Origin of the sequence: Thalassoglobus neptunius, assembly GCF_007859735.1 — a bacterium.
In the GTDB taxonomy this organism is placed as follows: Bacteria; Planctomycetota; Planctomycetia; order Planctomycetales; family Planctomycetaceae; genus Thalassoglobus; species Thalassoglobus neptunius.
Window position 1 is genome coordinate 280,037 of sequence record NZ_SIHI01000001.1, and the last position, 12,259, is coordinate 292,295.

8 protein-coding genes are annotated in these 12,259 nt (G+C 52.4%); 1 reads left to right on the forward strand and 7 read right to left on the reverse strand.

The window, feature by feature from the left end; all coding sequences use genetic code 11:
* Window positions 1-25: 25 nt before the first annotated feature.
* Window positions 26-1,444: a DUF1501 domain-containing protein gene (locus tag KOR42_RS01100; protein ID WP_146506784.1), complete on the reverse strand. Its 1,419-nt coding sequence runs from the start codon at window positions 1,442-1,444 to the stop codon at window positions 26-28.
* Window positions 1,445-1,452: 8 nt separating this feature from the next.
* Window positions 1,453-5,670, reverse strand: coding sequence for a DUF1553 domain-containing protein (locus KOR42_RS01105; protein WP_146506785.1), 4,218 nt, complete (start codon window positions 5,668-5,670; stop codon window positions 1,453-1,455).
* 337 nt (window positions 5,671-6,007) lie between these two features.
* Here KOR42_RS01105 and KOR42_RS01110 point away from each other — a divergent pair, with 337 nt between their 5' ends.
* The gene (locus KOR42_RS01110; protein WP_146506786.1) at window positions 6,008-6,775 is read left to right on the forward strand and encodes a 3-ketoacyl-ACP reductase; all 768 of its coding nucleotides are present in this window, start codon (window positions 6,008-6,010) and stop codon (window positions 6,773-6,775) included.
* A gap of 82 nt (window positions 6,776-6,857) precedes the next feature.
* Here the strand turns inward: KOR42_RS01110 and KOR42_RS01115 are convergent, their stop codons facing one another.
* From KOR42_RS01115 to KOR42_RS01135, 5 genes are all read right to left on the reverse strand, one after another.
* A complete protein-coding gene (locus tag KOR42_RS01115) occupies window positions 6,858-7,811 on the reverse strand; it encodes a type II secretion system F family protein (RefSeq protein ID WP_146506787.1) in 954 nt (317 codons plus the stop codon).
* A 158-nt stretch (window positions 7,812-7,969) separates the two neighbouring features.
* Window positions 7,970-8,893, reverse strand: coding sequence for a type II secretion system F family protein (locus tag KOR42_RS01120; RefSeq protein ID WP_146506788.1), 924 nt, complete (start codon window positions 8,891-8,893; stop codon window positions 7,970-7,972).
* A gap of 12 nt (window positions 8,894-8,905) precedes the next feature.
* Complete coding sequence (locus KOR42_RS01125; protein WP_146506789.1) at window positions 8,906-10,282, reverse strand: CpaF family protein; 1,377 nt, start codon at window positions 10,280-10,282, stop codon at window positions 8,906-8,908.
* A gap of 92 nt (window positions 10,283-10,374) precedes the next feature.
* A complete protein-coding gene (gene cpaB, locus KOR42_RS01130) occupies window positions 10,375-11,409 on the reverse strand; it encodes a Flp pilus assembly protein CpaB (protein WP_146506790.1) in 1,035 nt (344 codons plus the stop codon).
* 327 nt (window positions 11,410-11,736) lie between these two features.
* Window positions 11,737-12,153: a hypothetical protein gene (locus KOR42_RS01135; RefSeq protein WP_146506791.1), complete on the reverse strand. Its 417-nt coding sequence runs from the start codon at window positions 12,151-12,153 to the stop codon at window positions 11,737-11,739.
* Between the last annotated feature and the right edge of the window lie 106 nt (window positions 12,154-12,259).

Sequence of the window (12,259 nt, forward strand, 5' to 3'; positions counted from 1 at the left end):
CCGACTGGTTCTGATTCAGAATTCGTCAACTGATCACGCTTTGAATGACGTTTCCATGCACGTCTGTCAGCCGCATATCTCTTCCACTATAACGAAATGTCAGCTGCTCATGGTCGACCCCAAGTTGGTGCAGCACCGTCGCCCACAAATCATAAAATGTTTGCTTGTTCTCGATGACGTGATAGCCGTATTCATCCGTGGCTCCGTGAACCACACCTCCACGAATGCCTCCGCCAGCCATCCAGACACTAAACCCGAACGGGTTGTGATCTCGTCCATTGCTTCCCTGCGAAAACGGCGTTCTTCCGAACTCGCCCGCCCAGATCACAAGTGTGGAATCCAACAACCCTCGAGACTTCAGATCTTTCAACAACCCGCCGATCGGCTGGTCGACCTGCTGTGCCATCCTTCGATGTCCTTCCTCAAGTCCTCCATGCTGATCCCATGGATTCGGCGCTTGACTTCCTCCGGGAACTTGAGGCAGACATGTCAGTTCCACAAAGCGGACGCCGCGCTCAACAAGTCGTCTCGCCAACAGACATTGTCGGGCATAACCTGCAGTTTGCGTGTTCGAAGAACGCGTGCCATACAGATCATGAATAGACTCAGACTCTTGTGACAGATCACAGAGTTCAGGAACTGCCGACTGCATTCGATAAGCCGTTTCATAGTTTCGAATGGCGGCCTCAACTTGTGCGTTGTGCTGAACGCGTCCGGAAAACTTTCCGTCGAACTCAGCGATGAGCGCCATGCGTCGACGTTGAACGTCGTCAAGTTCTCGAGGCTGAATATTGGGAACGGGTTCTTCCGAGTCGAGATCAACGATCGAAGCTTGATGTTCGGCGGGCAAGTACCCGCTGCTCCACTGACCGACGCCACCATGGGGAACGCCGGACTGGCCACTTTTCAAAACAACGTATCCGGGGACGTTTTCGTTTTCGGTTCCGAGTCCGTAATTGATCCACGCCCCCGAGCTCGGATGACCGATGAACGGGAAACCGGTATGAAACGCGAAGTTCCCTTGAGCGTGCTCATTCACAGTCGTTGTCATCGATCGAATGACTGCAAGCTCATCCGCTGACTCTGCGATGTGCGGAAACATTGAACTGATGGGAATTCCACTCTCACCCCACTGCTTGAATGAGAACGGACAGGGAAAGATGTTTCCGTTATTGTTGAACTGGGTCCGTTCAACTTTCATGGGCATCGGCTTGCCCGCTTCCCGTTCGAGTCGGGGTTTGGGGTCGAAGGAGTCGACGTGTGAGACCCCTCCGGACATGTAACAAAGAATGACGTTCTTCGCCCGGGCGGGAAGACGAAACGAAGCGTCATCGGCCTGTGACTCCGCCGAGACTGACTGTGCCAGATGCGACAGCGCCAACCATCCGAAACCGCACGATGCCGTTTGCAGCGCTCGTCGTCTTGAGAAGTATTGATTGATCATTCCACTGACTACCGTATGTAAATAAATTCTTTGAGGTTCAAGAGTCCATGAACGAAGTCCGCCCAGGCATCCTGTTCTGATTTCTCCGCACCGAGTTCTGAGAGACTTTGTTTGAGATTGCTGATCGTCTGCCGAATTTCGTTGGCCTGGAGGCTTTCTTCGGAACTCATCGCAGCGGAAAGTTCTTCCGAGGAAACAAACGTTGAGTCTTCGTTCGCAAGCGCTTGTAATTCCTCAGCAGTCAGCGCTGAGTCGTAAAGTCGCGCTCGCTCGATTCGACCGGTCAGAAATCGATTTTCCACTGGTGGGCTATGTCGCAAACCGAACAGAATCTGGCTGCCGCCCCCTTTGAACGGACGCAAATTCGCCTTGCGATAAGGGGTTCCATACAGACGCCCATTGCGATAACAGCTGATCGTTCCATCGTCATCATACGTCATCACAAGGTGGACAGGAGACTTCACAGCTTCATGTTCTGCCGGTCCTTGCAAGCTGCTGGTTCTCTGAAAGGAATTCGACCCCGCCAGCCAGTGTTGCGGTTCTTGTTCCCCGTAGACAATTGCATCGAAGTCTGCACCCGACAGAGTTTGTACCGACATCACTCCGCCGCCACGCTGTTCAAGATTCGATAACTGAACGATCACTTCCAAAGATTTCGTTCGCAGGTTGTCCTCGAGCGGTCCAGTCGAAACATAACCGCTTCCGCCGAGAACGAGTGCCCCGTCCTCAATTCGGCAGTCCCCGTGAGCCGTTCCCTGAAATCGCCCTGTTGTATCGTTGAGGTCGTGGTCAAAGTTCCATTCAGCAACCAATGACGGGAAATGGAGATCGACGTCATCGCCGTTTCCACGAGCGTTTAAGATTCTGTATCGAACACGACTTTCCAAGACCGCCAGATGATTCTCATGTTCATCCAACTGAGTGACCAAACGTTGACGCACAGCGGATTGCTGCTGATAGAAGGTTCGCAGCTCAGCGACGAAATCACTGGCTGCACTGAGTTCTCGAGAGTCAGCGGGACGCCCGAGAACCGAATTCATCAGGTGTTGGATGCGGTTTTCGTCATTGAGATTCTGTGAGGTTGCCCCCAACTGTTGCGATGCGTGTAACACGAATGGATCATTCAAAAGCGTCAGCGATTGTGCGGGGACGTTCGTGACATCGCGTCGTCCTTGTGTTGCAAAGGGAACCGGCATATTAAAGGTCGCCAGGAACGGATCCATATCGTTGCGGATGACTGCGAGGTAAACACTTCGCCGTTTCGATTTCTCTCCGTTTCGATCCGGAGGGCCAAACAGAGTCCGATCAAGTTGCCCCGAAGCGACGAGGATCGAATCTCGGAGCATTTCACCCGTCATCCTTCGAATTGAAGCGTGCGACAGAAGTCGATTCTCTGGATCGAATTCTTGTGCTTCTTTCGAGGCGACGCTGGACTGCTGCCAGGTTTCAGTCAGCAGGAGTTCGCGAATCAGTTGTTTGATCGACCATCCCTGTTCCGCAAATCGGTACGCGAGATAGTCCAGCAACTCGGGGTGCGAAGGCTCTTCGCCGAGTAATCCGAAATTATCCACAGTTCGAACAAGTCCCGCACCGAACACATAATGCCAGATCCGATTGACAATGACTCGCTTGGTCAACGGGTTGTCGTCTCGAATCAGATCTTCCGCAAGCTGTCGTCGTCCACTTGTCCCAGTGGTGTCTGTGAACTGATAAGGAGTCGCATCGATCGACTCGAGAAACCGCCGCGCGACCACATTTCCCGGATGTCGGTGCTGTCCTCGAATGAAGAGTGCCTGATCCGCCGATTCGGCATCGAGCTGTCCCGGAACCCGATTCGGCAACGGAACCTCTTCCTCAAGCGAACGGTACTGAGCGACCATTTCCTGCAATCTGTCCGAACCGCTCCCCAGCTTCGGAAGATACCCAACCGAAACAAGTTCGTTCAGAAGATCGACTTGCTGGTCAGTGCAAGTCCCTCGCTTCCAGTCTTCGATCGCTTTTCGGATCACCGCTTGAGTTTGTTTCCTCAGTGCCGAGGATTCATGGCTGATATCGGAACCGATCAGTGATACCAGAATCGACGACGCTGACGATTCTTGTGGTGGAGTAAAGCTTCCGACGGGTGCGACGACAACTTCCCGGACTCCGAACCATGATCGGTCCACAGGTTTCGCCAGTACCGGAGAATCGGCAGCTGTTGTCAGTTCAATGTGAATATCATCGCCGTCCCAGTAGCTCGCATCGTATCGAATCCATTGGGGCTTCCCATTCTTCAAGGAAGTGACTGAGTAAACCGTTCCGTGACGTGGATAGTTTTGCACGGAGTACCGCACCATGGCGTCGCCCGAACCTTGCACACGAACCCAGATTTCGTATTTCCCATCGAGGTGCAGGTTCCGCGACATGAATGCCGCTCGATGTTTCGTCGAGAGTCCATGCGAATAGATTCCGGATTTGAGAAGTGGGGCGTCGCTGGCAAGTCCTTCGAGAAGTGAAAAGTCCCCTGCGGGAGTGATCGAATCGACCGTCCCGTTTCCAAAGGAATACCACTCCGAAGCCGACTCGGGATCTCGGAGATTCCAATGAGCATAGATGTTCGCATCGTCGCCGGAATCGGAAGCGTGATCGCCCGTAGCGGAAGCAGCCTGCAAAAGTTTCTGCCGGGCGTCACTCTTTGACTCTACGTCCGACGACGAAAGCTTGAGTGGATAGAAGAGATCCGCTTCACTCATCGATCGTTCAACGAACTCATTGACCGTTTCATCGAAGGACTCGACTCGACTCAACCAGACGTTTGCCTGTTCTGACCGTAAGCTCTCTTTGATTTCGGTCAACTCGTCGCGATTGCGGTATTGCTTCTCTTCGGAATTCGCATCCAGAATGCCCGGCCGTGGAGATCCAATCACCCCGAATAGTGCGTAATAGTCTTCCTGGCTAATGGGATCAAATTTGTGATTGTGGCAGCGAGCACACGAAACCGTCAGCGCCATGAATGCTTTGGAGAAAACATTGATCTGATCATCGACGAATTTCACCTTCTCATCGAGGGCATCCGTCGGAGCGAATCCGTGGAAACACATCCGCCAGTGAGCGGTTGCGATTACCGACTGATTGACTTGCGTCTCTGGGTCAATTCGAGGGTTTTCAAGCAAGTCGCCCGCCACATGTTCGCGGACAAGTTGATCATACGGAACATCGTCATTGAGCGCATGAATGAGATAGTCGCGGTACTTCCAGGCATAGGGAATTGCGGGATCGCCCTCGCTCCCGTGTGACTCCGCATATCTGATGACATCCATCCAGCAACGCGCCCAGTGTTCTCCGAACTCACGTGAATTCAGCCAGCGATCAACGAGTCTCTCGTAGGCATCAGGACGCTCATCCGAAAGAAACGATTCCGTCTCCTCGACCGTCGGCACGATCCCTCGAACAACGAGACTCAACCGGCGCACCAGATCTCGGCGAGACGCACGCGGTACGGGAGTCAATCCAGTTTCATTTAAACGTGCTGCAATAAATCGATCGACGGGATGTTGTGCGTCATTGGAGTCAGCAGCGAGTGGAGGAGTCACGGAGCGCAGTGAACGAAAACTCCACCAGGAGACCCGTTCCTGCAACTGGCTTTCCCAAGTCACGACGTTTGTCAGATCCGATCCGGCCGGAGGATTTTCGCGAGGATCGGGTGCTCCCATGGCAATCCACTTTTCGAAGTCCGCAATCACTGACGGATCGAGAGCATTCTCACCCAGCGGCATTTCGAAACCCTCGATTTCATGCCGCATGACACGCAGCAGAAGACTTTCGCGGGGGGCTTCCAAATTCAATGTCGTCCCCGATTGTCCTCCCTGAAGAAAGCGGGAGCGGTGATCGAGAATCAAATCGCCTTCAGCAGTATCCTGACTGTTATGACACCCGTAGCAATGTTCGACCAGCACAGGGCGGATTCGCGTTTCGAAGAACTCCAGCTGGTCGGACGGAAACTCCTGTTCTGCAGAACTCGCAACCGAACAGGACATCACAACTAACAGGGCAAATCTTCGCAGCAGAAACATCGACAATTCCTGTACCGACATGTTGATCTCAAACAGTCGCCAGTCTTCGGGGAGGGCGTCTTCAAACGGTGTCTGAATCGATGGTGGGTTCTGAAAACAGTTCGATTCACAAGGCTTGGGGTTATTTGAAGTCGCCCTGTGCAAACAGACGAAGACGAATTCGACACTGTTCACTCGCGCGACTCAACCGCTCACCGTTCGAAGAAATTCACTGTGAAGGATACTCATTTCTCAATCCATTGAGAACTGCTGATCCGAAAATCACTCGTCTTTTGAGCATGTTGCCCGCATCAGCCCGGTTGCTTGAACTTGCTTCCATGAACCTCGCATGTTGACTCATGCGAAGTCCGATAGATCGTTTCGATTCTTTGCAACTCATTCCATGGCTGCGAACTCTCCTTCACCCCAAATTGGTGCGTTCCGATTCTGTGTGATGTTGACCGGAATTGTCGAGTCGACAAGACTTGTGGACTTGAACACAACGATTTCCCGGCATGGAAAGCAATCACGAATGTCGAAAGTTGCTCTGATTACAGGTGGTGCGCGTGGGATTGGCCTTGGAATCACCAAATCACTCATCGAGGCTGGCTGGTCATTGATGCTGAATGGTGTTCGCCCGGCCAATCAGGTCCGCGACGTCATCGATCAATTGAATCTCGAACCTGAGCGGATCGACTATTGCCCGGCGAATATTGGCGTGTCTGAAGATCGTTCGCGACTGATCGACACGACCCGAGAACGATTCGGACGGCTCGACGCATTGATTAACAATGCCGGGATCACGTCTCCCGGAAGAAAAGATATTCTCGAAGCTGATGAAGAGGCTTTCGACACGGTCGTTGGAATCAACTTAAAAGGTCCGTTCTTTCTCACGAAACTCGCTGCTCCCCTGATCATTGAATCTCAAGGAGATTCGTCGGTCCGGGGAAGCGTCATTTTTGTGTCATCGATCTCTGCCGAATTCGTTTCGGTCAATCGTGGAGATTACTGCCTGACGAAAGCTGCCCTCGGCATGTGTACGAAGCTCTGGGCAACACGTCTTGCTGAGTTCGGGATCGATGTTTATGAAGTTCGCCCGGGTGTCATTAAGAGCGATATGACTTCCGGTGTGACTGAGAAATACGACAAGCTGATCGAAGAGGGCCTGACACTGGACCGACGCTGGGGAGATCCCTCCGATATCGGTCTCGCGGTCCGATCGCTTGTTGACGGACAGATCCCCTATGCAACGGGGCAAGTTCTCAAGATCGACGGAGGCATGACGATCACAAGTCTGTAACAACATCGCATGCAACGAACGAAGTGTTCATCTTCCGATTTACGTCTCAGTCTCTCAGGCGCCATCGACTCTCAGCCGATATTTACCTTCCGCCAACATCTTCGGTAAGAGAACGACTGTCGAGAAGTCCTCCGGAACGATGCGCATCGCGGAAGAACGTTCTCATCTCAAGCATCGGAGGGCCAAGAAGAAGAATCAGAATCGGTGGAGCGAGGCAAATCACCACCGGAAACAACATTTTGATGGTCGTCTGATTGGCCTTTTCCTCAGAACGCTGTCGAGAATGTCGACGAATTCCATCTGCAAATTCGGTCACCGCAATCACAACATGTGTCCCGGTTTTCTCCGATTGACTGAGTAGCGTCGCCAGCGTTTTCACATCGTCCGCATCGACACGTTTCGCAAACTCTTTCAACGCTTTCGTCATTGTTGACGCATCCGCATGTCGCCGGACGACTTCCAGTTCGACTGCAAGGTCCGGATGAAAAAACTCAATTTCGCGCGAGACCTGAGAAAGCGACTCGCGCAACCCGAGACCTCCACTCAAACACATTCGCACGATGTCCAAAGCATCGGGAAGTCCCTTCTGAATCCGGGCCAATCGCAAACTGGCTTGCCGGCTGACGATCACTCGTGGGACAACATAGGCAACGGCGATCGCAGACAGAGTGATGAAAAGGATTGTCTTCGGAAGCGGAGTCGCTGGGGGTGCGGCGATCGCTAAGACTCCCCCGACTACGAGCAGAAGAACAACGATTGTATTGCGTGCCGACAGATACTCGATCAGTGCAAAGGAACCGTAAAACCCTGCGCGTTTGAGATCGCGTTCCAGGAGATCGAACTCAGTCCCAATCCCCGGAATCGCTCCGGCCATCGACCTTCGAAAGAGATTCGGTCGAGCAACTTCCAACCGCGGTTTGACCTCGGAAATGTTTCGCACACGCGATCGAGCACGAAGGACGGTCATCCCCGCGATCAGGACAAGCAGGGTCGAACTCGCAAACCCGATTAATATTGAAAGGTCTTGTGAAGACATTGTTCAACTCACACTCTTGGCTTTTTGACTCGTCCTGTTTGCTCGTCAACACTTTGCGATGAACAATTTCAATGAATGCTTGATTGAAGGGCGCTTCAACAAATGACACGAACTCAACTTCCGGGTTGAGACTGAAACCGCACTTCACTTTTCGGACGCTAAGCGTCTTCGCGGATCAACATGATGATCCACAGGATCCCAATCACCTCGAGGGCAATCGCTGCTGCAAGAAGAGTTTTTCCGAGAGGATCATCGAAAAAGACTCGAATGTGCGCGGGATTCAGGACCATCACAGCACATAAGGCGATGGGTGCCATCGCAGCGATGATCATTGACGACATGCGACCAGCACTTGTCGTAACGCGAACCTGATTTTGGGCTGCCGTTCGTTCTCGAATCACTGTCGCCAATCGCTCGAGAGTACTGGAGAGATACCCCCCTGACCGACGTTGAACAATGAGCGTCGTCGTGAAGATTCTCGCTTCGATGACTGGAAGCCGAACAGCCATGCGTTTAAGCGTTCGATCGAGTGCGGCTCCTACTTCCAACTGCTGAACGACTCGTTCAATCTCCTTGGACAGGATCCCATCGGCCTCTTCGGCAACGAGGGCAAGTGCCTGTTCAACACTTCTGCCAGAGCGAGTCGACCGGGCGACCATATCAATCACGACCGGGAGTTCCTGCCGGATCTCAATCATTCGCTGGCGCCGCTTGAACACGAAGAAACCGATTGGAATGACCATTCCGATCATCCCCGTCCCACAGCTGAACAAGCCATTGTCGGTGGCGACCCAAGTTCCTCCGCCCAGAATCAACCCGCTGGCAACCACAATTAGAAATCCCGTCCAGGGACTGATTTCCAGTCCACTCTCCAGAACGAGACGATCGAAACCGTGGTCAAGCTTGCCCGACAGGGAAGCATCGACAGCACGTTCGTATCCGGTTCTTCTGCGTCTCAACGAGCGTTTCGACTCCCGCAGAGTCTCGCTGCCAAAGATCAAATCCTTCATCAACAGCCCGACCGCAGTCACGACCATTGACAATGAACCGAATGCTACAAATGTCAGTTCTGCACTTCCCATTCGATTCTCTTCTCATCTTCCAGTATCTGAATGATTGACAGGCTTGGAAGCCATTCGACGTTGTTTAAAGAGATCATCAGACAACTGGACTCCAGCTGCTTCCAGTCTTGCAAGGCACTTCGGGCGGTAACCGGTAAAGTAGTATTCCCCTCGCGCAACTCCGATTTCGTCAACGCCGGTTTGAGTGAATCCAAAGACGTCTTCGAGAACGAATTCCCCATTCTTCAGACCAGTGATTTCAGAGACTTGCATCACTCGCCTCGCACCTCCTTTAAGACGTGCAAGATGAACAACAAGCGTCAGCCCCAACTTGATGTATTGTCGAATCACCGGAATGGAAAGATCGTAGCCACTCATCGCGACCATCATTTCGAGGCGGCTCAGTGAATCTCGAGAATCATTCGCATGGATCGTCGTCAGGGACCCTTCATGACCGGTATTCATCGCCTGCAGCATGTCCAAAGCTTCCGGTCCGCGAACCTCACCGACGATGATTCGATCCGGTCGCATTCTGAGGCTGTTGCGAACAAGCATTCGCTGGCTGATTTCCCCGACACCTTCATTGTTCTCCGGACGAGTTTCCAATCGGACAACGTGTCGATGCTGCAACCGGAGTTCCGCGGAATCTTCAATGGTGACGATTCGCTCATCACTCGGAATGTATTTAGTCAGTGCATTCAGAAAGGTCGTCTTGCCAGCACCTGTCCCTCCGGAAATGAGAAAGCTGATGCGTGCATCAATCGCCGCGGCCAGAAATTCGACGATTTCTGCAACAACAGTTTGATTCTCGACGAGATCGGCCACTTGAAGTGGGTTTCTTCCGAATCGGCGAATTGACAGTGTCGGCCCATTCAGCGACATTGGCGGGATGACAGCATTGATTCGGGAACCATCCGGCAGCCTTGCATCGACCATCGGATTCACTTCATCGATGCGGCGTCCCACTCGGGAAACAATCCGTTGAATGATCCGAATTAAATGCTTCTCATCGGCGAAGACGACATCTGTCAACTCCATCCGCCCTCGACGTTCTACATAAACTTCATGTTGATGATTGACCAAAATGTCATTGACAGCGTCATCGCGCATTAAATGCTCAAGCGGACCGAGGCCAAAGACTTCGTCGAACAGCTCTTGTAACATCCGCTCGTCATCAGCCTCGGAGAGCTGCGCCCCGTCTTCACGCAACAACTCTCGAGAAATCGCACGAACCTGATCCGCAAGATCTTCTTGAGAAACATGAGCGAGCACCGACAGATCTAACTCATCGATGAGACGTTCATGGATGCGGATCTTCAGCTGTTGAAAAGCAAGTTCCGATTCATCGACTGGTCCGAAGCCGTCGTTCTCGCATTGAAATGTCTGTTCCGTTGATGTTGTCAGCAACATTCCACAATCCCTTTGAAGTCTTGACTTCGACGCTTACGTACTCGCAACTGAAGAGTTGTCCGCTGCGAGTCACTCATTCGCCTCGTAACCGGTCAACGAACCAGATTCTGCTCAATTCCGCCTTGCACTTGCGGTGCACGAAGCCCACCCGCGACAGGAGTCGAAACACGCCCCGGCTGTTGTGTGATCACAGGTTTGGGAGACGACGGCTGTTGAAATTCAACAACTTCTCTCGCACCCGCCATGTAAATCTGCATTTGCTTTCGAACAGGTTTCGTCGGGACACCGATTAAGTCGTCCAAAGTGATTCGTTCCCCAGCGTCATGGAGAACGCCATTCACAGAGATCAACATCGACGAATCCGCCGCTGCGAATCCCGAGTTCGTCTGACCAACTCGGGCAATGGTCTGTCCTTGCGAATCGAGCAAGTCACCGGGGTTTCGCAACGTCAGCGTCAACTCTCCCCGGCCTTCGACAACCTTGAGCACTTTCGCCTGTGGAGGAGTCACGGAAAGTGTGACCGTCCCTTGCATGTCGACGTCAACGCGTTGTCCAGCGAGAACATTTTTGTTCAACGCCAGAACTTCGACTCCTTCAAGCAGAGTCATCGTCACCTCGGGACGTTCCCCTTCAGGCTCAGAGCGAAACAGAACATCGACGACCGAACCTGGAGCAGCGAAGCCATGAACTGCCCCGACATTTTCGATCGGAACTGTTACCGCTCGGAAACCGGGCTGTAAACGATCGGCAACACCCGGACCAAACCCCTCTGGATAAAAGTTATCGGGAAGGAACAGGCTCCCTTTTGGAAGATCTGCGTTGAGCGTTCTCCCGAAGAGTTGCCGCGTATCCCGCATGAACTGGCTGCCAGCAAATTTCGACTTGGCATATTGTTCGGGAGTGAGGCTGTGAACCACAATGTCGTGGAGAGTCAGGGCTCTCCCCTTTTTAAGATCAATCCCTGCAACCGGAACAATGATTCGTTCCTCAGGAGGATTGGTTTTCAACTCCGTCAATGGAGGGAGTTCCGGCTGTTTCAGTTGCTGGCGAACCAGGAATGCCCCTCCCAATCCGACGAGGATTGCGAAGACGACAACCGTCATCGTTCCCGAACTTACACGATTCATCCGACACTCCGATTATGTAATGAGACCACAGTTGCACATCTCAAAATGACACACGACATCTCACCATAACTGGCGAGATTCAGGTTCGTCCGTCCTGACTCAAAGGGATATCAACGCGTCTCCGTGATCACGTTTTCCGAAACAAATCCGCAATGATTTGTTTAAATCCACCAACTCGTGCTCCCAGTCAGTCCAAACAACTCCATAATTTAAGGCACTCTTCTCCAAAGCCCTTTTTGAATTCGTTTACACTCACTCGAACGAGCAAACTCCGCCTTTTATCTAGCGAAGCAGCACATGCGAGTGCACAGGAAAGAGCAACTTGCTCTAACGACTGTCCGACTTTGGTTTCGTTTTTAACACCGTCTTCGCCTCTGCAAAATTCGCCAATCGCTCCAACGATTGAAATCGCAATTGATTTCGATCGATCGCATTCTGATTGGCTGGAATGTCGCTCGTATTCACATAAGCAGACACGTTGTAGCCGTGCGGGTTATTTGGATCGAAGGGGACATCAGGATCGTAGCCTTCACCTGGAACGACATACACGAACGACTGATCGAGAAAATCGATCGCCGTTCCGACATCAGCTGCTTCCTGAGAAAGCTGATCACGAAACGCAACAATCCCCACCACTCCGCCAATGGCGACGATACACGTCAGAAAGAGATAGTCGACAGAATGAATCATTCCGCGCTGATCAGTGAGCAACTGGCGAAGCATCAATGAATCCACTCGAGCCATGATTGAACAAAGTTCCTGCGACGCACCGATCGGAATTCCTCCGATCAATCCTGCGAATCGATCACCGAAGAAAAGTCGGTGAGGCCACAATCAACGGATTGCGACG

Coding starts and splice junctions, on each gene's coding strand:
- KOR42_RS01110 (WP_146506786.1), top strand. CDS start 6,008: ATGTCGAAAGTTGCTCTGATTACAGGTGGTGCGCGTGGGATTGGCCTT.
- KOR42_RS01100 (WP_146506784.1), bottom strand. CDS start 1,444: ATGATCAATCAATACTTCTCAAGACGACGAGCGCTGCAAACGGCATCG.
- KOR42_RS01125 (WP_146506789.1), bottom strand. CDS start 10,282: ATGTTGCTGACAACATCAACGGAACAGACATTTCAATGCGAGAACGAC.
- KOR42_RS01120 (WP_146506788.1), bottom strand. CDS start 8,893: ATGGGAAGTGCAGAACTGACATTTGTAGCATTCGGTTCATTGTCAATG.
- cpaB (WP_146506790.1), bottom strand. CDS start 11,409: ATGAATCGTGTAAGTTCGGGAACGATGACGGTTGTCGTCTTCGCAATC.
- KOR42_RS01115 (WP_146506787.1), bottom strand. CDS start 7,811: ATGTCTTCACAAGACCTTTCAATATTAATCGGGTTTGCGAGTTCGACC.
- KOR42_RS01135 (WP_146506791.1), bottom strand. CDS start 12,153: ATGGCTCGAGTGGATTCATTGATGCTTCGCCAGTTGCTCACTGATCAG.